The following is a 22331-nucleotide window of genomic DNA, read 5'->3' on the forward strand; positions in this document are numbered from 1 at the left end:
TAGTACACAGTTTCGAAAGCACACCATGCGCGTCCTTCACGTCCTCGACCACTCGATCCCGCTGCACAGCGGCTACACCTTCCGCACCCGCTCGATCCTGCGCGAACAGCGCGCGCTCGGCTGGGAGACCTTCCACGTCACCGGCTCCAAGCAGCACTCGGGACAGCAGCTCGAAGAAACCGTGGACGGCCTGCACTTCTACCGCACCCCGACCTCGACCGGCGCGCTGGCCAAGCTGCCAGTGCTGAACCAGAAGGAAGTCATCGACGGCCTGACGAAACGCCTGGCCGAGATCATCCCGCTGGTGAAACCCGACGTGCTGCACGCCCATTCTCCGAGCCTGAACGCGGTGGCCGCCCTGCGCGCCGGCAAGCGCTTCGGCATTCCGGTGGTGTACGAGGTGCGCGCGTTCTGGGAAGACGCCGCCGTCGACCACGGCACCAGCAGCGAGAATGGCCTGCGCTACCGCGCCACGCGCGCGCTCGAGACCTGGGCCCTGAAGCGCGCCGACGCCGTCACCACCATCTGCGAAGGATTGCGCCGCGACATCGTGGCGCGCGGCATCGCGGCCGACAAGGTCACCGTGATCCCGAATGCGGTCGACATCGACAAGTTCTCGGTCGGCGGCAGCGCCGACCTGGCGCTCAAGGAAAAACTCGGCCTGCAGGGCGCGCGCCTGATCGGCTTCATCGGCTCGTTCTATGCCTATGAGGGCCTGGACATCCTGCTGCGCGCGGTGCCGGCACTCAGCGCGCGCATTCCCGACCTGCGCGTGCTGCTGGTCGGCGGCGGCCCGCAGGACGCCCAGCTGCGCCAGCTGGCCAAGGACCTGAAGATCGAGGACAAGGTGGTGTTCACCGGCCGCGTGCCGCACGACGAAGTGCAGAAATATTACGACCTGCTCGACGTGCTGGTCTACCCGCGCCTGTCGATGCGCCTGACCGACCTGGTCACGCCATTGAAGCCGCTGGAAGCGATGGCCCAGGGCCGCATCCTGGCCGCATCCGACGTCGGCGGCCACCTGGAACTGATCGAGGACGGCAAGACCGGCGTGCTGTTCAAGGCCGACGATCCGGCCTCGCTGGCGGACAAGGTCGGCGCCCTGCTGGAAGCGCAGGACAGCTGGCCGGCGCTGCGCGCCAACGGCCGCCGCTACGTCGAAACCGAGCGCAACTGGCCGGTCAGCGTCGGACGCTACCCGGCCATCTATGGCCGCATCACCGGCAAGGGCGCCAAGCAGGCTGCATGAACATCACGACTATCAGCGCTGCGCCCGCGGCAGCTGCCGGATTGCGGAATCAATAATGGAATCGATACTCTGGGCCCTCGACCTGGTCGCCGTCGCTTACCTGTGTCTCTGGGCACTGCGCGAAGACAAGAAGCCGATCACCGACGACGACGGAAAGCAGGACTGAACGATGCGCGACCTGTTCCTGCTGGCAGTGCTGCCATTCCTGATATACGCAATGGCCAAGCGTCCCTTCATCGCGCTCGGCATGTGGCCGTGGACCGCGCTGTTTTTCCCCAACGGCTGGGTCTACGGCCCGGCCGGGCACATCCGCTACAACCTCCTGATCGCCGGTATTACCATCGTCGGTTACCTGGTCTACAAGCACAAGCCCAAGGTGCACATGGGAATGCTGGGCATGCTGGTACTGATGTTCTTTGCCTGGACGACGCTCAGCACCATGGTGACGATTGGCCGTCCCGAAGTGGCCTGGGTCTTCTGGAACCGCTTCCTGAAGGTGATCGCATTATTCGTGTTCGTGGTGCTGATCGTCGAGAAGAAGCTGCACCTGGACGTGCTGCTGTGGGGTGTGGTGCTGTCGGTCGGCTTCTACGGCACACTGGAAGCGCTCAAGTTCATCGCCAGCGGCGGTCACCACATGATCTCCGGCATGTACGGCCACGTACTGGGTGACCGCAACGAACTGGCGGTGGCCTTCGTGATGACCCTGCCAATCTGCATGTATCTATTGGGCGAGTACGGCCAGCGCGCGCGTATCCTGCAGCTGGGCCTGATCGGCGTGATGTGCATGCTGGTGTTCGCCGTGATCGGCACCCAGTCGCGCGGCGGCTTCATCGCCATGCTGACCCTGGCCGGCTATCTGTTCATCAAGAGCGACCGCAAGATCCTGCTGTCGATCCTGGCCATCATCCTGGTCGCGGTGCTGGCCAACTTCGTGTCGGACGACTGGACCTCGCGCATCGACACCATCGAGACCGCCAACGAGGACGCCTCGTTCATGGGCCGGGTGGTGGTGTGGAAGCTGAGCTTCATCCTGGCCATGGACAATCCGTTCTTCGGCGGCGGCTTCAAGGCAATCGAGAACTTCTCGGTGGCCCAGGACCTGGCGCGCGACTTCTTCCGCTATCCATGGTTCTACACCGGCGATGCGCTGCCCCAGACCACGTTCGCGCGCGCCGCGCACAGCATCTACTTCCAGGTGCTGGGCGACCAAGGCTTCGTCGGCCTGGCGCTGTACCTGGGCTGCCTGTACTTCAGCTGGAGCAAGGCCGGCAGAGCCGCCCGCACCATCCGGCGTGCCGGCGGCGCGCGCTGGCTGTCCACCGTCTCGACCATGATCCAGCTGAGCATCTTCGCCTTCGCGGTGGGCGGCGCGGCGCTCAGTTTCGCCTACTTCGACCTGATCTTCACGCTGTTCGGGCTGGTGATCATCATCGAGTACCGCCTGGTGCCGGCCGAACTGGCGCGCTTGGCGAAACTGGCGAAACTGGCCAAAGAGGGCAAGACGGCGCCGGCGGCGACGCCGGTCGCGGCAAATGCACGCCCCAACCGACTGGCGCTGCAACAACGATGACGACCCGACCGACCAATTCGCGCCTGGTGCGCCAGCTGCTGCGCAGCGGCGGCGACGCGTTGGCGCGCGGCCCGGCGGCCGGTCGCATCTGCGTCATCAGCTACCACCGCGTGCTGGAAACCTACGATCCGCTGCTGGCGCCGGAGCCCGACCTGGCCACCTTCCGCTGGCAGATGGCGCTGCTGGCCCAGAGCTTCAACGTGCTGCCGCTGCGCGATGCGCTGGCCGCGCTGGACGCCGGCCGGGTGCCGCCGCGCGCCGTGTGCATCACCTTCGACGACGGCTACCGCTCGATCCACGACCTGGCGCTGCCGGTGCTGCGCGAATTCAAGCTGCCGGCCACCGTATTCGTCACCAGCGGCCACGTCGACCAGGGCAATATGTGGAACGACCGCATCATCGAGGCGGTGCAGGCGCTGCCCGACGGCGAGCTCGATCTGGGCGCGCTGGGCCTGGGCGTGTATCCGCTGCGCGGCCTGGCCGACCGCATGACCAGCATCGGCCAGCTGACCGAGCGCACCAAGTACATGCCGCCGGCCGGACGCCAGGCCGTGATCGAACATCTGAGCGCACTGGCCGGCCCCGCCGTATCGACCGACCTGATGCTCACCAAAGAGATGCTGCTGAATCTGGACCGCAACGGGGTCGAGATCGGCGCCCACACGGTGACCCACCCGATCCTCACCAGCCTGGACGACGACAGCGCGCGCGCCGAAATCGCCGGCGGCAAGCAGGCGCTGGAAGCGCTGCTGGGCAAACCGGTGCGCCTGTTCGCCTACCCCAACGGCAAGGAGGGCAAGGACTTCGACGCCCGCCACGCGCGCATGGCGCAGGAAGCCGGCTTCGACGCCGCTTTCACCACCGCCGTTGGCGCGATAAGCCGCGGCAACCACCGCTATCAGCTGCCGCGCAGCCGTCCATGGGACGCCACCCCGCTGATGTTCGGGCTGCGCCTGCTACGCTGGCTGAGCGGGAGAATCTGATGGCCTACCTGAAAAAGTCGCTCGGCCTGTCGTTCGCCACCCAGTACACCGAGATGGCGATCCAGTTCGTCGGCGTGATGTTCCTGGCGCGCCTGATCACGCCGGAGGAAATCGGCATCTATTCGGTCGCCGCGTTCCTGATGGCGTTGCTGCAGGTGTTCCGCGATTTCGGCGTCGGCAAATACCTGATCTCGGTCGACGAACTGACTCCGGACCGGATCCGCTCGGCCTACGGCGTGGCGATCATTCTGGCCTGGGCCATCGCGCTCTTCCTGCTGTTCGCCGCGCCTTACGTGGCCGACTTCTACGACGAGCCGCGCGTGGCCGACATCCTGACCGTGATGTCGGCCAGCTTTGCCATCACGCCGCTGGGCAGCCTGTTGACCTCGATCTTCCGGCGCCATATGGAGTTCAAGAAGGTGCTGGTCGTGCGCATCACGAGCGCGATCTGCCACGTGATCACGGCGGTGTCGCTGGCTCTGCTCGGCCTGGGCGCATTGAGCCTGGCGTGGGCCAACTTCGCCGGCATCCTGGGCTTCGGCGTCACCGCCATGATCCTGCGCACCAGGGGCACGCCTTTCATGCCCAGTTTCAGGAATATCGGCGAGATCTTCTCGTTCGGCAGTGTCAGCAGCCTGGGCAACATCGCCACCGTGCTCGGCACCAACGGCCCGGACGTCATCATCGGCAAAGCGATCGACCTGGCGGCGTCGGGCTATTTCAGCCGCGCCAACGGCATGATCCAGATGTTCCGCGCCCTGATCAGTGGAGCGGTCGGCCCGGTGATCCTGCCGTTCTTCGCGCAGCTGCGCCGTGACGAAGGCGACGTCAGGCAGGCCTACGGCATGGCGATCGCCTACCTGACCGTGATCGCCTGGCCGTTTTTCGCCGTGGTCGGCCTGCTGTCGCTGCCGATCATCCGCGTGCTGTACGGCCCGCAATGGGACGTTTCGGCGCCGGTGGCGCAGGTGCTGTGTCTGATGGGCGCGGTGGCGGTGCTGGCCACCTTTGCCGGCGACGTCATGATCGCCCATGGCAAGGTTGGACAGGCCACCGCCAGCCAGGTGCTGACCCAGCCGGTGCGGGTGCTGGCGGTGCTGGCGGCCAGCCCGTTCGGCCTGGTCGCGATCGCGTGGGCGCTGGTGCTGGTCGAATGCTACACCGTGGCGGTCACCTCGCGCCGGCTGCATGCGGTGACGGCGGTCGGCTTCATGGATGTGATGCGGGCCGCGTGGAAGAGCTTCCTGGTCACGCTCGCCAGCACCATCGCGCCGGCCGTCATGATGCTCTCGCTCGACCCGGGGCGCCATGCCTGGCTCGAAGTGACGCTCGGCGGCGCCGGCGCGCTGGCCGGCTGGCTGGCCGCCATCCTGTGGACCGGCCACCCGGCCAGGGACCATCTTTATCAAGCCCGGGACTGGGTCGTCGTGCGGATGCGCGGATGACGGCCGGGCCTGCTGACAACATTGACATGACACCACGCTCCATCAACATCGCGTTCTGCGAGAACGGCGCAGGCTATGGCGGCGCGATCATCTCGCTCGAAGCCTTCCTGGAAAAGATCGCGGCCCCGTTCGTCCCGCACATCTATACCAACTTCGATACCGACCAGTATCGCCAGCTGGCGCGCCTGGGCGCCTGGCGTCACCTGGCCCCGGTGAGAACCGTCGACCCGACCTGGCTGCGCCGTACTGCGCTGCTGTCGAAATTCGCGTCGCCGCTGGAAAACGTGGCCAACCTGCTGCCGTACGCGCTCAAGTATTACGCGCGCTTCAGGCAGGACCGTATCGACCTGGTCTACCTGAACAACGACTGCACCAACAACCTGGCCGCCACGCTCGCCGCCGGCTGGGCCGGGCTGCCGACCGTGCTGCACGCGCGCGGCTTCCATGCCGACACACGTGCTACCCGTTGGGTGCTGGGGAAGGTCGACCGCTGCATCGCGGTGTCGCATGCGGTCAAGGACGAACTGTTCGCGCTCGGCTTCCCGCCCGCCAAGTGCACGGTGGTGCCGGAAGGGCTGGACCTGAGCGTGTTCCATCCGCGCGCGCAGCCCGCACCCGGGGCACTGCGCGCCGAACTGGGCCTGGACGCCACCCAGCCGCTCGTCACCCTGGTGGGCGGGCTGGTCGATTGGAAAGGCCAGGACGTGCTGCTGGCTGCGGCACCGCACATCTTCGCCCGCATTCCCCAGGCGCACATCCTGCTGGTGGGCTCGGCCTACGGACGCGACAAGCGCTATGCCGAAACCATCGCACGCGATGCTGCCGCGCCTGCGATGGGTGGCCGTGTGCACATGCTGGGCGCGCGTCAGGACATTCCTGCGATCCTGGCAGAGAGCAGCGTGGTGGTGCATGCCTCGACCACGCCCGAGCCGTTCGGCCGCACCTTCCTGGAAGGGATGGCGATGGGCCGGCCGACGATCGCGTCGAAAGAAGGCGGGCCGCTCGACGTCATCGAGCACGAGCTCGATGGCCTCCTGGTGCCGCCTCGTGACCCGGCCGCCCTGGCGGCCGCGATCGTGCGCCTGCTGTCCGATCCCGACTTCAGCGCGCGCCTGGGCGGCAATGCCGCCGACAAGGCGCGCCGCTATTCCATCGAAAGCCATGCCGACATGATCGGCAAGGTGCTGCATTCCATCTTCGACAAATAACGCCATGTCTACCACCACCACGATGCAGGCGCAGGAAAGCCGCGCGCACACGATGACGGTGAAGATCAGCCTGATCATCCCGTCCTACAACCGCGGCGCGCTGATCGCCGAGACGATCGACAGCGCGCTGGCGCAAACCGAACCGTTCCACGAGATCATCGTCGTCGACGACGGCTCCACCGACGACACGGACACGGTGCTGGCGCGCTACGGCGCGGCGATCCGGGTGATCAAGCGCGCGCGCGGCGGCGTGCAGGCGGCGCGCAACGCCGGAGCGGCGCTGGCCACGGGTAATTTTCTGGCGCTGTGCGATTCGGACGACCTGCTCGAGCCGGGTTTCCTGCAATGCGCAGCCGACTGGTTCCGCGCCCATCCCGACTACGACGCCTTCTACAGCAACTTCGTCACCTTCAACGATACCGGCATCCAGCGCGACAAGTTCGCCGGCGCGCCGCAGGGCTACTTCGACGGCGCGAAGCGCGAGGGCGACTACCTGCATGACATCCCGGGACTGTACGGCCGCACCGTACAATACCAGCCGCTGTTCATTTCGGGCGCGATCGTCAGCCGCGTCCTGTTCGACCGTATTGGCGGCTTCGATGTCCGCTTCAACGACATCGGCGGCGAGGACTGGGAATTCACGCTGCGCGCGATCGGCGCCGGCAAGGTCGCGATGACCGCGCTGCCGCTGGTGAAGATCAGGAAGCACGACTCGAACCAGTCGAAGGATTCGGTGCGCTCGGAGCGCGGCACCGCGCACATCCTGGAGCATGCGCTCGAGCATCATCCGGGCGCGGCGGATTTCCGCGACCAGATCCGCACCAGCATCGAGGCGCGCCGCCTGCGTGCCTTCAACGGCGCCTTCGAGACCGCCAAATTCGCGGTAGCCGAAGAGATGCTGTCCAAGCTGCGCCGGCCTCCGACCGACCTGCGCTTCCGCCTGAAAGTGCTGATCCTGGGGATGCCTGCGCCGCTACGCCACTGGCTGTGGCGCCTGACACAGGCGCGCTGAAGCCCGGATTACACCAGCACTTCGCGCGGCGCCGGGTGGCCCAGGAAGCCGGTCGGGCTGGCGCTCAGGCCATACGCGCCCGACTGGAACACCACCACCAGGTCGCCTTCCTGCGCGTCGGGCAGCGCCACGTTTTCGCCCAGGATGTCGAGCGGGGTGCACAGAGGGCCGGTAACGGTGGCCGGCGCGCCAGGGGCCGCATCCATGCGGTTGCCCACGGCCAGCGGATAATTCTTGCGGATCACCTGGCCCAGGTTGCCCGACGCGGCCAGGTGGTGGTGCATGCCGCCATCGGTAATCAGAAAGGTCTGGCCGCGCGAGACCTTGCGGTCGACCACGCGCGCCACGTAGATGCCGGCCTCGCCCACCAGGTAGCGTCCCAGTTCGATCGCCAGCGCCGCCTGCGGCAATGCGCTCTTGACCTGTTCCAGCAAGCGTTCCAGTCCTTCGGCGATCGGCGCCAGGTCGAGGCGCGCCTCGCCCGGGAAGTACGGGATGCCGAAGCCGCCGCCAATATTCAGCAAGCGTGGCGCGCTGGGCGCGTGCTGGCTCAATTCCAGCGCCAGTTCGACGCTGCGCGCCTGGCATTCGACGATGGCGTCCGCCTTCAGGCTTTGCGAGCCGCTGAAGATGTGGAAACCATGGAAGTCCAGGCCCAGCGCGGCGATGTGCGCCAGGTGCTCGGGCACCTGCTCGCTGTCGATGCCGAACGGCTTGGCGCCGCCGCCCATGCGCATGCCGGACGCCTTCAGCTCGAACGGCGGGTTGATGCGCACCGTGACGCGCGGGCGCACGCCGAGGCGATCGCCGCAGCGTGCCACGGCATCGATCTCGCGGCGCGACTCGACGTGGATGTTGATCCCGGCCGCCACCGACTGCATCAGCTCCGCCTCGCTCTTGCCCGGTCCCGCGAAGCTGATCGCGTCGGGCGCCTGGCCGGCGTCGAGCGCCACCCGCAGTTCGCCGCCGGAGGCGACGTCGATGCCGTCCACCAGCCCGGTCATGTGGCGCACCACGGCCGGCATCGGGTTGGCCTTCACCGAGTAGTGCAGGCGCAGCGCGGACGGCAGCGCCTCGCGCAGGGAGGCCACGCGCGCATCGAGCAGGGCGCGGTCATAGGCATAGAACGGGGTGCTGCCGACGCGCTCGGCCAGGCGGCTCAGGGGCAGGCCGCCCACCAGCAGCTCGGCGCCGTCGACGGCGAAATGGATCTGGTCCGCGTGGACCGGCTTGGCGATGCTCATGATGACGTTTTTGCGGATGGATCGAACAGGGTAAGGAAACCGGACTGCAGCGCCTTGCGGTCGATCTTGCCGTTCGGGTTGCGCGGCAGCTGGCCGGGGTGCAGCGCCACGTGCAGCGGCACCATATAAGCCGGCAGGCGGCGCTTGCATTCGGCCAGCAGCGCCGGCACGACCGCGCCGTCACCGGCGACGACCAGCACCACCGCTTGGCCCAGTTCCGGATGCGGCACGCCGAAGCACGCCGCCTCTTCGACCAGGCCGGTGGCGCTGACGACTTCCTCGATCTCGGTCGGGCTGACGCGGTAGCCGGACACCTTGATCATCTCGTCGCTGCGACCGATGAAGTACAGATAGCCTTCTTCGTCGGCGCGCACGGTGTCGCCCGACCACACCGCCATCTCGGGCAGCGGCAACGCCGGGTCCTGGCTAGGTGCCGGGCGAAAACGCTCGGCGGTCTTCACGGGATCGTTCCAGTAGCCCAGCGCCACCAGCGCGCCGCGGTGCACCAGTTCGCCCGGCTCGTGCGGCGCGCAGCGGCTGCCGTCCGGGCGCACCACCATCACCTCGGCGTTCGGGATCGCGCGCCCCATCGAGTCCGGGCGGCGCGCCAGTTCGGCGGGCGGCAGGTAGGTCGAGCGGAAGGCTTCGGTCAGGCCGTACATCAGGAACAGCTCGGCGTGCGGCAGGCGTTCGCGCAGCGCGTCGACCGTGGCGCGCGGCAGTGCCCCGCCCGAATTGGTGAGATAGCGCAGCGAGGTCGCGGCGCTCCAGTCCAGCCGCGCCAGCTGGCTCCACAACGGCGGCACGGCGGCCAGGCCGGTGATGCGCTCGTCGACCACGGCTTTCACGACATCGCGCGCGAACAGGTGATTCAGCAGCACGGCGCTCGCGCCGCAGAGAAACGCGCAGGTCAACTGGCTCAGGCCATAGTCGAAGCTGAGCGGCAGCACCGCCAGCAGGCGGTCGCCTGGCGCGATCGCCAGGTAGCCGGCCACGCTGCGCGCGCCGGCCGCCATATTGCGGTGCGAGAGCACCACGCCTTTCGGACGGCCGGTGCTGCCCGAGGTGTACAGGATGGCGGCGACGTCCTGGTCGATGCGGCGCGCTGCCGGTTCTGCGGCGTCGGCATGCGTCGCCAACGCGGTATCCCAGGCCAGCACCGGCAATGCGCCGCCCGCACCGGCATCGGCGCCGGTGACGAACACGGTGCGCAGGTCCGGGCAGGCGGCCAGCGCCGGCTCCAGCTGGCGCAGGCGTTCGGGCGAGGTGACCAGGATGCGCACATTGCAGTCGGCCAGGATATAGGCCACCTGCTCGGGCTTGAGCAGCGGATTGACCGGCACGAACACGGCGCCGGCGGCGGCCGCGCCGAACAGCGCGCTGACGGTCTCGATGCGCTTTTCCAGATAGACGGCGATGCGCTCGCCGCGCCCCACGCCGGCCGCGGCGAATGCGGCGGCGGCGGCGCGCACGGACTGCGCCAGCGCACGGTAGTTAAGGCGCTCGGCGCCATACACCAGCGCTTCGGCGTCGGGCGTCTTGCGCGCCGTGTCGAATATGAAGTCTTGAAGCAGCTCGCTCATCGAATCAATCCAGGGTTCCACCAGATCAGGGCCCGGCGCCATGCGCCGTCGGCCAAGGCGCGATCTTACCAGCTTGGGGCGCAGGCATGCCCGCACGCGCCATGTTGCACCGCGACGAAATTCGTTGCAAGCTTTATACTAGTCGCCATGCTCCACCGTCCCTCTCCCGCCGTCCGCGCGCCGATCGCGCCAGTGCTGTCGCGCGCCGCCTTCGGCCCGCGCAGCGGCGCCGGATCGTCGTTGCCGGCGCTGACCGACCTGGCGCATACGCGCCTGGTCACCAGCGGCCGGGTGGCCCTGGGTCTGGCGCTGCGCTGCGCCGGGGTCGAGAATGGCGACACGGTGTTGATCCCGTCCTGGCACAGCCTGTCGATGCTGGGACCGGTGCAGGACCGCGGCGCATCCGCGCGCTTCTACCGCATCGGACAAGACACCGCGCCCGACCTGGAGCACGCGCGCGAACTGCTCGATGCCACGGTCAAGGCGCTGGTGGTGGTGCACTACTACGGCTTCGTGCAAGACCTGGCGCCGGCGCGCGCCTTTTGCGACGCCCACGGCCTGGCCCTGATCGAGGATTGCGCGCATGCCTTCTTCGGACAACGCGACGGCCGCGCGATCGGCGTCACGGGCGACTACGCGATCGGCAGCAGCATGAAGTTTTTCCCGCTCTACGAAGGCGGCTGCCTGGCGTCGCAGCGCCATGCGCTCGATGGCGTGGTCTTGCGCGGCGCCGGCGCCGGCTTCGAAGGCAAGGCGATGCTGGCCACGCTGGAAACCAGCTTTCGCCATGGCCGCCTGCCGCTGCTGCGTGCGGCGCTGCGTCCGGCGCTGGCGCTGAAAGACGCGCTGTGGAACGCGGCCAAGGCACGGCGCCCGCAGCAGGCGCGCGCGCTGACGCCTGATTCGTCCGACAGCGGCTTCGACTTCGATCCGTGGTGGCTGGAGCGGCGCTCGTCGCTGTTCTCGCGCCTGGTGCTGCGCCTGGCCTCGCGCCAGCGCATCGTTTCCCGCCGCCGCGCCAACTACCTGCGCCTGGAACAGGCACTGAACCAGCTGCCCGGTTGCCGGCCGCTGTATCCGGCGCTCCCTGGCGGCGCCTGCCCGTGGCAGTTCCCGCTGCTGTTCGACCATCCCGAACCGGTGTTCGCACAGCTGGTGGCGCAAGGCGTGCCGGTGGTGCGCTTCGGCCGTCCGCTGGCGCCGCAGGTCGACGCCGCCCTGTGTCCGCACGGCGCCGCCTTCTCGGAACGGGTGATGGCGCTGCCCTGCCACCAGGAGCTCAGCGAGGCGGAGCTGGACTGGATCATCGAGCGCGTGCGCTCGGCGGTGGTTCCGACATGAAGTGGCGCTTCCATCCCGCTGCGCGCTTCGGCGACTTCGCCGACGCGTGGAGCGCGCTGCATGGGGCCGGCCCGGCCTCGCCGCTGCTGCACGCCGATTTCGTGCGCGCGCTGCTGGCGGCGTTCGGCGACGGCGCGCAGCTGGCCTGCTGCGAACAGGATGGCGCGACGATGGCGATGGCGCTGCTCGAACGCAGCGGTGGCGGCGCCTGGCGCAGCTTCCAGCCGGCCCAGGCGCCGGTCGGCCTGTGGCTGGCGCGTCCCGGCGTCGCCTTGCCGGCCTTGATGGCGGCTCTGGTGCGCGACCTGCCCGGCTGCGCGCTGCTGGCCGGGATCAGCCAGCTCGATCCGATGCTCGATCCGCGTCCCGCCGATGGCCCGTGTCTGCAGACGCTGGACTACATCGACACCGCGCGCATCACCATGGACGGCGCCTTCGACGCCTATTGGGCGGCGCGCGGCAAGAACCTGCGTTCCAACCTGAAGAAGCAGCGCGCGCGCCTGGAACGCGAAGGTATCGCCACCCATTGCGAAACGCTCACCGCGCCGCAGGACATGGCGGCGGCGGTGAACGACTACGCTGCGCTGGAAAGCGGCGGCTGGAAGGGCCGAGACGCCACCGCCGTGCGTGCCGGCGACGCCCAGGCGCGCTTCTACACGCTGCTGCTGGAAGCATTCGCACGGCGCGGCGCGGCGAAGGTGTATCGCTACCGCTTCGACGATCAGGTGGTGGCGATGGACCTGTGCGTCGAGAGCAGCGACTGCATCGTGGTGCTGAAGACGGCGTACGATGAAAGCGTGCCGGCGCACTATTCGCCGGCGCTGCTGATGCGCGAGGAAGAATGCCGCGCCCTGTTCGACGAAGGACGCCTGCGGCGCATCGAGTTCTACGGCCGCGTGATGGAATGGCACCGGCGCTGGACGGACGAGGTGCGCTGTCTATACCATCTCAATTATTACCGCTGGCCGCTGCTGCAGCACCTGCACGCGCTGGGGCGCCGCCGCGCTGCAAAAGACAAGGCGGGCCCGCGGTCGCAACCAACCATGGAGTGAACATGCAACTCGAAGAAGTCAAAGCCGTCCTGGTCGACGTGCTCAACCTGGGCGACGCCGGCGCCTCGCTCGGTCCCGATTCCCCGCTGCTGGGCGCCCTGCCCGAACTCGATTCGATGGCGGTGGTGAGCGTCATCGCCGCGCTGGAAGAACGCTTCGGCATCATGGTCGACGACGACGACATCAGCGCCAGCACCTTCGCCACCCTGGGCAGCCTGAGCGCCTTCGTCGCGGACAAGCAGGCGCAATGACCATGGCAGCGGGCGAACTCCCACCGGCCGAGCCGCTGTTCCTGGCGCGGCCCGATGGCGCCCGCTTCGCCCTGTTCCACGCGCCGGCCGGGCCCTGCCGCGCGGCCGTGCTGTACCTGCATCCGTTCGCCGAAGAGATGAACCGGGCGCGCCGCATGGCCGCGCTGCAGGCGCGCGCGCTGGCGGCGGATGGCGTGGCGGTTCTGCAGCTCGACCTGCACGGCTGCGGCGACAGCAGCGGCGACTTCGCCGATGCGACGTGGGACGGCTGGCTGGGCGACGTCGCCCATGCGGTGGACTGGCTGCGCGCGCGCTGCGGCGTGCCGGTCACGCTGTGGGGCCTGCGCCTGGGCGCCCTGCTGGCGCTGGCGCATGCGCGGCGCGATCCGGCCATCGCCGCGCTGCTGCTGTGGCAACCGGTGCTGGGCGGCGCCACCCACCTGACCCAGTTCCTGCGCCTGCGCGTGGCCGGCGACATGCTCGGCAACGCGGAAAAGTCGGGCGGCACCGCCGCCCTGCGCGCCGCGCTATCGGGCGGCGCGACGCTGGAAGTGGCCGGCTACATGCTGGCGCCGGCGCTGGCGTTGGGCATGGAAGCCGTCGACGGCGCCGCCCTGGTTCCACACTGCCCGGTGCACTGGATCGACGTGACATCGTCACCCGAACGTGGACTCGCGCCCGCCAGCCTGCGCGTGGCCGAGGCCTGGCGCGCCGCCGGCGTCGCGGTCGGCCTGCAACAGGTTGCGGGCGAGCCATTCTGGAATACCCAGGAAGTCGCCGTCTGCCCGGCCCTGATCGACGCCACCCTGGCCGCACTGTCCGCCCCGGAGCCCTGCCATGCATGAAGAACGCGCCTTCACCTTCGCCTGCGGCGACGAGCGCCTTGTCGGCATCCTGAGCCTGCCGGCGACGGCGCAGCAACCCGCCACGCGCGGCGTGGTGATCGTGGTCGGCGGTCCGCAATACCGCGCCGGCAGCCACCGCCAGTTCACACTGCTGGCACGCAGCCTGGCCGACGCCGGCATTCCGGCGCTGCGCTTCGATTACCGCGGCATGGGCGACAGCGAGGGCGCGCAGCGCGACTTCGAGACGGTGGAGGCCGACCTGCGCGCCGCCATCGACGCCTTTTTTGTCCAGCAGCCGCAATTGCGCGAAGTCGCCCTGTTCGGCCTGTGCGACGGCGCCACCGCCGCCGCCCTGTACGCGCCGAACGATGCGCGCGTGGCCGGCCTGGCGCTCGTGAATCCCTGGGTGCGCACCGAGGCCGGCGCCGCGCGCGCCACGGTCAGCCACTACTACACCGGCCGCCTGCTGCAGGGCAGCCTGTGGCGCAAGATCGCGCGCGGCGAGTTCCGCCTCAAGCCCGCCCTGCGCTCGGCCTGGAACAACTTGGTGTCGATGTTCGCCAAGAGCGACGACGATGCCCTGCCCGCACGCATGTACGCGCGCCTGCAGCGCTTCGACGGCGCCGTGCTGCTGGTGCTGAGCGGGGCCGACCTCACGGCCCAGGAATTCGCCGGCGTGGCCGCCGGCTCGCGCGGGTGGCGGCGCCTGCTGGCGCGCCCGCGCGTGACCCGGCGCGACCTGGCCGGGGCCGACCACACCTTCTCGCGCCGTCCGTGGCACGACAGCCTGACCGAGTGGACGCGCGACTGGATGCGCGCATGGTGAAGCGCGCGAAATCAGTCCTCATGATCGCGTTCCACTTCCCGCCGCAGCGCGGCAGCAGTGGCATCCAGCGCACCCTGCAATTCGTGCGGCGCCTGCCGGCGCTGGGCTGGCAGCCGCTGGTGCTGAGCGCCGCGCCGCGCGCCTATGAAAACGTCGGCCCGGACCAGCTGGACGAGATTCCGCGCGACGTCACCGTGCGCCGCGCCTTCGCCCTCGACACCGCGCGCCAGCTGGCGTTCAGGGGCCGCTACCTGGGCTGGATGGCGCTGCCGGATCGCTGGGTTTCGTGGCTGCTGGGCGCGGTCCCGGCCGGCCTTGGCCTGATCCGGCGCCACCGCCCGCAGGCGATCTGGTCGACCTATCCGATCGCCAGCGCGCATTTGATCGGACTGGTGCTGCGGCGCCTAACCGACCTGCCCTGGATCGCCGACCTGCGCGACCCGATGATCGACGCCAGCCACCCGACCGGCCGCGCGCGCCGGCGCGCGGCAAGCTGGGTCGAGGCGCGCACCGTACGCCATTGCAGCGTCGCGGTGTGCACCACGCCGGGCGCGGTGCGCAGCTACCGCGAGCGCTATCCCGAGCTGCCGCCGGAGCGCTTTCGCCTGATCGAGAACGGCTACGACGAAGCCGCCTTCGCCGGCGTGACGCCGCAAGCGCGCGCTCCGGGGCCGCTGCGGCTGCTGCACAGCGGGATCGTGTATCCGTCCGAGCGCGATCCCGGTCCGCTGTTCGCCGCGCTGGCGGCATTACGCGCTCGCGGACGCATCGACGCCGCCGGTTTCCGGCTGGTGCTGCGCGCAGCGGTGCACGAGGACTTTCTGGCGCGGCTGGCGGAGGAACACGGCGTCGCCAACCTGGTCGAGATCGCGACGCCGCTGCCCTACCGCGCGGCCTTGAGCGAGATGCTGGGCGCCGATGCCCTGCTGCTGCTGCAGGCGGCCAACTGCAACGATCAGGTGCCGGCGAAATTGTACGAATACCTGCGCGCCGCGCGGCCCTTGCTGGCGCTGACCGATGCGCGTGGCGACACTGCCGCCGTACTGAAAGGCTGCGGTATCGATACCGTCGGCCCGCTGGACGACAGCATCGCCATCGAAACAGTGCTGGAACGGTTCCTGGACCTGGTAGCCGCCGGACAGGCGCCGCTGGCGCCTCAGGAAGCGGTGCGCGCCTGCGAGCGCGGCGCGCGCGCCGCTCAGTTGGCGGCGTTGCTCGACGAAGTGGTGACGCAGGCCGCGAAGTCCTCGAAGGCGCCGTAGGCCGGATTCGCCGCGCGCTTCTGTCCGCACAAATCAAGGCGGTCAACCGCGCCATCCCGGCGCGGCGTCTCATCCTTCCACGCCAGGTCGCCCACTTCCCACTCGCGGAACAGGCCGCGCACCGGATGCCGTCCGACATACGACCAACCCAGCGCCGTGCTGCGGTTGTCGCCCAGGCGCAGCACGCCGTCGTCGCGGCTGCGGATCGGACCGTCGACCAAGTTGCCCTCTACCGTGGCGCTGCTGGCCGGGTAGCGCACGTCGATGCCAACCGTGTCGACCAGGGTGTTGTGCTCGACGCGGCTGCCCGAGGCGCTGTTCAGGTAAATCCCGACGTCCGAGCACGAAGCGACCAGGTTGTCGCGCACCACGCCGTCCTGCTGCTCGTTGACGCACTTGCCGTCGCGGCAGTACGGCTTTTCGGTGCCGCCGCCGCCCAGCGACAGGCCGACGCGCTGGCCCGGCTGGCCGCGCAGGCGCGCCTCGCACCAGACCACATTGCGCTCGAATACCGTGCGCGCGCCGACGCCCTTGGCGAAGGCACCGTAGCTGACGCGGTCGCCCCCGTCCTTGATGAAATCGGTGATCAGGTTGCCGCGCACGGTCCAGTCGCTGGCGCCGACCAGGTCGATCGGCGTGACCGGATTGCGCGTGCGGCGCGGCGCGCTGTTGCTCAGGGTGTTCGATTCGATCAGGCCATGGTCCGGGAAGACCCGGGTACCGCCGATCCCGATGCCATTGATCTTGAAGTGGGCATTGAAGTCGAGGATGGTGTTGTTCACCGCCGCAAAGTGCGTGGCGCCGCCGACCACGTGGAAGGCGTGCTCGCACGAGGCATCGTTGCCGCACACGCCGCGGATGCTCAGGTTCTCGAAGCGCCAGTGCGGCGCGCGCACAACGAAGCCTTCGACCGTGGCGAATTCGATCGTCACGCTGCCCGGCTGCGCCGCGCGCACCGTCACCGGCACCCCGGCCACGCCGGGACGGTTCGCCGTGACGGCGTGGTTGAAACGGTAGACGCCCGGCGCCATGGTGATCACGTCGCCCGGCACCGCCGCCGCCATCGCGCGCAGCAGCGTCTCGTTCGAATCGACGTCCTTGATCGCGCCGCCCTTGCCCTGCGCCGGCGTTGGCTGGGCGCCGGCCTTCAAGGCGGGCAGCACCAGCGGCAGTCCATCGCCGCGGTCGACCGTGCGCAGGTGCGCGCCGAGCCGCTGGCCGCCGTCGGTGATCAATGGATTGTGGCCCGCGCTGCGCCGCTCGACGTAGGGCGCGAGCGCGCGCGGCGCCACGCCCTGCTCCTGCAGGTACAGCACGGTGCCGACCGCACCGGCGGCAGTAGCCGCGATGCCCAATGCGCCGAGCAGCGCGACACCCTTCATCCACTTCATCCGGCCGCCTTGATCCCGTGGCGCGCCATCAGGTCGTACAGCGTCGGCCGGCTCACGCCCAGCACTTCCGAGGCCTTGACGATATTGCCGTCGACCCGCGCCAGCGCCTTGACGATGGCCTTGTATTCGGCCTCGTCGCGCACCTGGCGCAGGTTGATCGGCTCTTCCTGCGCGCCTTCGCCCGGCAGGCCCAGGTCGTCGGCAACAATCGTGTTCCCGTCGGCCATGATCACGGCGCGCTTGATGTAGTTTTCCATTTCGCGCACGTTGCCGGGCCAGTTGTAGCCTTCGATGGCCGCGATCGCGTCCGGCGCGAAGTGCAGCGACGGCCGTCCTTCCTGGCTGCAGAACTTGTTCTTGAAGTGGTGCGCCAGCAGTGCCGCATCGCCTTCGCGCTGGCGCAGCGGCGGGATGGTGACCACGATCTCGGACAGGCGGTAATACAAGTCTTCGCGGAAGCGCCCCTGTGCGCACAGGTCCTTCAGCTTCTGGTGCGTGGCGCAGATGATGCGCACGTCGACCGGGATCTCTTCGTGCCCGCCGATGCGCTCGATCACGCGCTCCTGCAAAAAGCGCAGCAATTTGGCCTGCAGCGGCATCGGCAGGTCGCCCACTTCATCCAGGAAGAAAGTGCCGCCGTGGGCCAGTTCGACCTTGCCCTTGGTCTGTTTGGCGGCGCCCGTGAAGGCGCCCTTTTCGTAGCCGAACAATTCGCTCTCAAGCAGGTTCTCGGGAATCGCCGCGCAGTTGATCGCCATGAAGCGTTCCTTGGCGCGCGGCGACAGCGCGTGCAGCGCGCGCGCCAGCACTTCCTTGCCGGTGCCCGATTCGCCCAGCACCATCACCGAGGCCGAGGTCGGGGCCACCTTCTCGATGGTGCGGCACACCTTGAGCATGCCGGGGTCGCGCGAGATCACGCCGCCCAGCGGCGAATCGGCGCTGCTTTGCTGCATGCGGCGGTTTTCCTGCTGCAGGTTATGCAGAAAGAAGGCGCGCTGGATCACCAGGTTCAGCACCTCGGGGTCGACCGGCTTCTGGTGGAAGTCGTAGGCGCCCATGGCGATCGCCTTGACCGCGTTGCTGTGCTCCTGGTTGCCGGTCAGGACGATCACCCGCGTCTCCGGCGCCAGGGCCAGGATCTGCTGCAGCGTGGCCAGGCCTTCGGTCGAGCCGTCCGGATCGGGCGGCAGGCCCAGGTCCATGGTCACCACCGCCGGCTCGTGGCGCCGGATCTGGGCCAGCGCCGCCTCGCGGTCGCCCGCCAGCACCACGTCGTAGGCGTCCAGGCTCCAGCGCAGCTGCTTTTGCAGGCCCGGATCGTCCTCGATGACCAGCAGTTTCGGTTTAGGTTGCGTCACGCTTGATTCCTCGCTTGGCTGTTGGCTGCATGTCAGGCGGCGCGTCCAGCAGCCGCCTGCATGGCGTGTTGGTGAAGCGGCAGCAGCACCCGGAAGGTGGTGCCCTGCCCCGGACGGCTCGCCACTTCGAGGCGGCCGCCCAGTTCGTGAATGTATTCGCGGCTCTCGAACACGCCGATGCCCATACCGGCCGACTTGGTCGACTCGAACGGCTTGAACAGGCGCTCGCGGATGAACTCTTCGCTCATGCCTTCGCCGGTGTCGGCGATTTCGACCAGCACGCCACCATCGTGCTGCGCTACGCGGATGGTGACGCTGCCGCTGCGCGGCGTGGCCTCGATCGCGTTCTGGATCAGGTGGCCAAGCACGCGCTCGAGCCGTTCGCGCTCGGCCAGCACCGTCAGTCCCGGCGCCTCCACCCGCAGCTGCGGATGCGGCTCGAACGCGTCCTTCAGCGCCAGCGCCTGGCGCACCACCTTGTCGATCGCCAGCGGCGCCGACTGCTCGCCCGACGCGCCGCGTCCGAGCTTCTGCAGCAGCAGTTTCATCTTCTGCACCGAGTATGACACGGTCTCCAGCATGTCGGCCTGGAATTCCGGGTTGTCCTTGTGGCGCGCGGCGTTCGCGTTCATCAACGACAGTTGCGACACCAGGTTCTTCAGGTCGTGCACCACGAAGGTCGACATGCGGTTGAACGATTCGAACTGGCGCGCCACCAGCAGCGCGTCGGCCGCGTCCTGCTGCGCCAGGTGGGCGGCGGCCTGGCTGCCCGCGATCTCGAGCAGGTCGATGATTTCCCAGTTCAGCTTGACCGGGCTGCGCGGCGTATGCAGCAGCACGAAGCCGGACAGGCTGCCGTGCAGGATCAGCGGCACCACCAGCCAGGCGCGCGGATAGTCGGCCAGCCAGGCCGGCAGCGCCAGCGCGTCGTACTTGTCAGGGCTATGGCTGTATTCGTGCAGGTCGACCACCCACTGGCTCGATTCCAGGAACTGGCAGAACGGCGAATCCGCCGGCTCGGACGCCGTCAAGGCCGGCATGTGCCAGTGCGCGCTCGGCTCGTAGTGGCCGCCGTTCTCCCCACCTTCACGGCGCTGCCACAGCGCGCCGCCGGGGCTTTCGACCAGCGCCGCCACCGCCTCGATCACGCGCACGCCCAGGCCGGGGCCGGGCTGGGCCAGGGTGCGCGTGAAGCGCATCCATTCTTCGCGGTAGTCGTAGTTGTAGCGGTAGAAGTGCTTGCTGATAAAGACCTTGAGCCAGGCGCGGAAGGTGCCCGAGAACAGGGTGCCGACCAGCAGCACCAGGGTCCCGAACAGGAACGCGACCTGCATCACCGTGCCCCAGCTGCCGCCGACGAAGCGCAGGTAGTAGCCGGCCGAGCCCATCGCCAGCAGGTAGGTGGCGGAGCCGAACAGCGCGGCCGAATGGAATACCGCGCGGCGCGACAGCGACAGCGGCGAGGTCCACGAGCGCGAGCGGCCCAGCGCCACCGCCACCAGCGGCACGCTCAGGGCGTTGACCAGGCCGCGCGCGGCCCAGATATCGGGATCGACCTCGCGGAACAGCATGGTGTGGCTGTACAAATAGAAGTCGTAGGCGAACAGGCCGCCGACGCCGAGGCAGGCGAATTTGACGGCCCAGCGTTCCTGCACCGAGCGGTTGCGGTACACCTGCTCGACCAGCAGCATGCCCCACACCGCCATCGCCACCCGCAGCGCCGCCGGCGCCTGGCTGTGCTCGCGCACCAGGGCCAGGTCCCAATGGCCCATCAGGTTGGCCAGCAGGCAGCCCAGGTAGACCAGGGCGGCGATCGCCAGCGACGGCCGCAGGCCGAACGGCAGGCGGCTGCCGGGCGCGCGCCAGTTGTCCAGCAGCGCCAGCAGGAACAGCGACCAGCCGGCGTTGCGCAGGATCTCGAAGCCGTCGGTCAGGCTCGACCACAGGGTGCCGTTGCTGGCCTCCCAGGCCAGCGAAACGGCCCACAGCAGCGTGAACAGGCAGGCCAGGCCGAGCGCGAAGCGGTGCGACGGCTCGATGCGGATGCTGCGCAGGGAAGCATCGCGCGACGCAGCGCGCGATGCAACGCGGGATGCGCGCAGCGGCAACAGCAGCAGCGCGAAGCAGACCGCGGCCAGCGCGTGGCTATAAACGACAATGCTGGTCAGCGAAGCGACGTCCATGGGAAGCAGGTGATGCAAGGTGGGGCCGGCGGCGGGGCCGCCGGCTGGCGCGAACGCGGGGTCAGCGGCCGCTGCGGAACAGGACCACCTTCAGCGTGTTGATCAGGATGAGGATGTCCAGGAACAGGCTGTTGTTCTTCACGTAGTACAGGTCGTACTGCAGCTTTTGCAGCGCGTCCTCGGCCGACGAGCCGTAGCCGTAGCGCACCTGGGCCCAGCCGGTGATGCCCGGCTTGACGCTGTGGCGCACGTTGTAATACGGGACCACTTCGATCAGCTGCTCGACGAAGTACTGGCGTTCCGGGCGCGGGCCGACGAACGACATCTCGCCCTTGAACACGTTGAGGATCTGCGGCAGTTCGTCGATGCGGGTCTTGCGCATGAAATTGCCGACGCGGGTCACGCGCGGATCGTTCTGGGCCGCCCACTGCGGCTTGCCGTTCTTCTCGGCGTCGGCGCGCATCGAGCGGAATTTATGCACGCGGAACGGCTTGCCGTCCTTGCCGACCCGTTCCTGCGAATAGAACACCGGACCGCGGTCTTCCAGCCACACCGCCAGCGCGGCGGCCAGCATCAGCGGGAAGGTCATGACCAGGATGATGCAGCTGCACACCAGGTCGAAGCTGCGCTTCATGAAGGTGCGCACGAAACTCTGGTCGAAGCCGCCGCCGAACACCAGCCATGAAGGCTGCAGCGAGTCGACCCGGATCTGGCAGGTCTCGCGCTCGAAGAAGGTGGCGGCGTCGGTGACCTTGATGCCTTGCAGCTTGCAGTCGAGCAGCTCCTTGATCGGGAAGCCGCCGCGCCGGTTCTGCACCGACACCACGACTTCGCTGACGTTGTTCTTGCGCGCCAGCGACACCAGCGAGTCGCCTTCGCGCATCGCCAGCAGCTTGGAAGAAGAAACGCACAGCTCCTCGTTCGGATTCGGGATGAAGCCGGCGATCTCGTACTTGTGGTAGCGCGACTTGCGGGTGGCCAGCTCGCTGCATTCCTTGGCCAGCGGACCGCCGCCGAGGAACATGATGCGGGTCTGCAGCAGGCGCGCCTCGGACGTCTTGAAGAACACCATGCGCGCCAGGAAGATGCCGCAGCCGGCCAGCGCGAACACCAGCAGCATGGTGCCGCGGCCCAGGTACAGTTCGGGCGCCATGTAGAACACCAGCGCCAGGATGATGAAGCCCATCACGAACGAGGGCATCAGCTTCATGAAGAACGGATGGCGCAGGCCTTCGTCGTAGTCGAGCTGGTACATGCCCATCGCGCTCATGCTGAAAATAATGGCGGCGGCAAAGGCAAAGGCCGAGGTGAACAGGTGGTCGAGCTGGTGGATCGAGCCTTCGTATTCCATCATCCGCAGCGCCACGCCGATGTAGGCGGCGCCGAGCAGCACCAGCAGCTCGACGAACAGGAGCACGAAAACGATTTTCGACACGTAGTGATTAGAAATCCTGAACACGGTGACCTCCGGGCTTCTTGTTGCTATTCTGGTTCTGCATCGCGTAATTCTTCATTGGTGCCGGCG

The 22331-nt window shown here is 68.4% G+C and carries 18 protein-coding genes; 12 read left to right on the forward strand and 6 right to left on the reverse strand.

Annotated features, from left to right (window positions below):
- Positions 1–25: 25 nt before the first annotated feature.
- The 6 genes from QPK27_RS13390 to QPK27_RS13415 all read left to right on the forward strand — a co-directional run bounded on the left by QPK27_RS13390 (position 26) and on the right by QPK27_RS13415 (position 7470).
- Positions 26–1249: a TIGR04063 family PEP-CTERM/XrtA system glycosyltransferase gene (locus tag QPK27_RS13390; protein ID WP_290418740.1), complete on the forward strand. Its 1224-nt coding sequence runs from the start codon at positions 26–28 to the stop codon at positions 1247–1249.
- 169 nt (positions 1250–1418) lie between these two features.
- Entirely contained in the window at positions 1419–2822 is a 1404-nt protein-coding gene (locus QPK27_RS13395) for a putative O-glycosylation ligase, exosortase A system-associated (protein WP_290418741.1), read from the forward strand.
- Entirely contained in the window at positions 2819–3805 is a 987-nt protein-coding gene (locus QPK27_RS13400) for a polysaccharide deacetylase family protein (protein WP_290418742.1), read from the forward strand. The genes QPK27_RS13395 and QPK27_RS13400 overlap by 4 nt, the downstream gene beginning before the upstream one ends.
- A complete protein-coding gene (locus QPK27_RS13405; RefSeq protein ID WP_290418743.1) occupies positions 3805–5250 on the forward strand; it encodes an oligosaccharide flippase family protein in 1446 nt (481 codons plus the stop codon). Before QPK27_RS13400 ends, QPK27_RS13405 begins: the two co-directional genes overlap by 1 nt.
- Positions 5251–5276: 26 nt before the next feature.
- Entirely contained in the window at positions 5277–6458 is a 1182-nt protein-coding gene (locus QPK27_RS13410) for a glycosyltransferase family 4 protein (protein ID WP_290418744.1), read from the forward strand.
- A 4-nt stretch (positions 6459–6462) separates the two neighbouring features.
- Positions 6463–7470, forward strand: coding sequence for a glycosyltransferase family 2 protein (locus QPK27_RS13415; RefSeq protein ID WP_290418745.1), 1008 nt, complete (start codon positions 6463–6465; stop codon positions 7468–7470).
- Between the two features lie 8 nt (positions 7471–7478).
- Here QPK27_RS13415 and QPK27_RS13420 read toward each other — a convergent pair whose 3' ends face one another.
- Both QPK27_RS13420 and QPK27_RS13425 read right to left on the reverse strand, forming a co-directional pair.
- The gene (locus QPK27_RS13420; protein ID WP_290418746.1) at positions 7479–8714 is read right to left on the reverse strand and encodes a pyridoxal-dependent decarboxylase, exosortase A system-associated; all 1236 of its coding nucleotides are present in this window, start codon (positions 8712–8714) and stop codon (positions 7479–7481) included.
- Positions 8711–10297, reverse strand: a complete 1587-nt coding sequence (locus QPK27_RS13425; protein WP_290418747.1) for an acyl-CoA ligase (AMP-forming), exosortase A system-associated — start codon at positions 10295–10297, stop codon at positions 8711–8713. Before QPK27_RS13425 ends, QPK27_RS13420 begins: the two co-directional genes overlap by 4 nt.
- A 147-nt stretch (positions 10298–10444) precedes the next feature.
- Here QPK27_RS13425 and QPK27_RS13430 point away from each other — a divergent pair, with 147 nt between their 5' ends.
- Genes QPK27_RS13430 through QPK27_RS13455 form a run of 6 tightly spaced genes read left to right on the forward strand, consistent with a single transcriptional unit; the run spans position 10445 to position 15874 of the window.
- Positions 10445–11638 carry a DegT/DnrJ/EryC1/StrS family aminotransferase gene (locus QPK27_RS13430; RefSeq protein WP_290418748.1) on the forward strand — a complete coding sequence of 398 codons (1194 nt, stop codon included), beginning with the start codon at positions 10445–10447 and terminating at the stop codon, positions 11636–11638.
- Positions 11635–12690 carry a GNAT family N-acetyltransferase gene (locus tag QPK27_RS13435; protein ID WP_290418749.1) on the forward strand — a complete coding sequence of 352 codons (1056 nt, stop codon included), beginning with the start codon at positions 11635–11637 and terminating at the stop codon, positions 12688–12690. The genes QPK27_RS13430 and QPK27_RS13435 overlap by 4 nt, the downstream gene beginning before the upstream one ends.
- Before the next feature lie 2 nt (positions 12691–12692).
- The gene (locus tag QPK27_RS13440) at positions 12693–12941 is read left to right on the forward strand and encodes an acyl carrier protein (RefSeq protein WP_290418750.1); all 249 of its coding nucleotides are present in this window, start codon (positions 12693–12695) and stop codon (positions 12939–12941) included.
- Positions 12938–13786, forward strand: a complete 849-nt coding sequence (locus QPK27_RS13445) for a hydrolase 2, exosortase A system-associated (protein WP_290418751.1) — start codon at positions 12938–12940, stop codon at positions 13784–13786. The genes QPK27_RS13440 and QPK27_RS13445 overlap by 4 nt, the downstream gene beginning before the upstream one ends.
- Positions 13779–14612: a hydrolase 1, exosortase A system-associated gene (locus QPK27_RS13450; RefSeq protein ID WP_290418752.1), complete on the forward strand. Its 834-nt coding sequence runs from the start codon at positions 13779–13781 to the stop codon at positions 14610–14612. Before QPK27_RS13445 ends, QPK27_RS13450 begins: the two co-directional genes overlap by 8 nt.
- Before the next feature lie 20 nt (positions 14613–14632).
- Positions 14633–15874, forward strand: coding sequence for a glycosyltransferase (locus QPK27_RS13455; protein WP_290418753.1), 1242 nt, complete (start codon positions 14633–14635; stop codon positions 15872–15874).
- On the opposite strand, the gene QPK27_RS13460 is transcribed toward QPK27_RS13455, so the two are convergent.
- From QPK27_RS13460 to QPK27_RS13475, 4 genes are all read right to left on the reverse strand, one after another.
- A complete protein-coding gene (locus QPK27_RS13460) occupies positions 15811–17265 on the reverse strand; it encodes a right-handed parallel beta-helix repeat-containing protein (RefSeq protein WP_290418754.1) in 1455 nt (484 codons plus the stop codon). The two genes, QPK27_RS13455 and QPK27_RS13460, sit on opposite strands and share 64 nt — an antisense overlap.
- On the reverse strand, positions 17262–18623 hold the full coding sequence (gene prsR / locus QPK27_RS13465; protein ID WP_290418755.1) for a PEP-CTERM-box response regulator transcription factor: 1362 nt from the start codon (positions 18621–18623) through the stop codon (positions 17262–17264). The genes QPK27_RS13460 and prsR overlap by 4 nt, the downstream gene beginning before the upstream one ends.
- Before the next feature lie 32 nt (positions 18624–18655).
- Positions 18656–20806, reverse strand: a complete 2151-nt coding sequence (gene prsK / locus QPK27_RS13470; protein ID WP_290418756.1) for an XrtA/PEP-CTERM system histidine kinase PrsK — start codon at positions 20804–20806, stop codon at positions 18656–18658.
- A 61-nt stretch (positions 20807–20867) separates the two neighbouring features.
- The gene (locus QPK27_RS13475; protein WP_290418757.1) at positions 20868–22265 is read right to left on the reverse strand and encodes a TIGR03013 family XrtA/PEP-CTERM system glycosyltransferase; all 1398 of its coding nucleotides are present in this window, start codon (positions 22263–22265) and stop codon (positions 20868–20870) included.
- Between the last annotated feature and the right edge of the window lie 66 nt (positions 22266–22331).

The sequence above is a fragment of the Massilia sp. YIM B02443 genome (assembly GCF_030411955.1).
Taxonomy (GTDB): Bacteria; Pseudomonadota; Gammaproteobacteria; order Burkholderiales; family Burkholderiaceae_D; genus Telluria.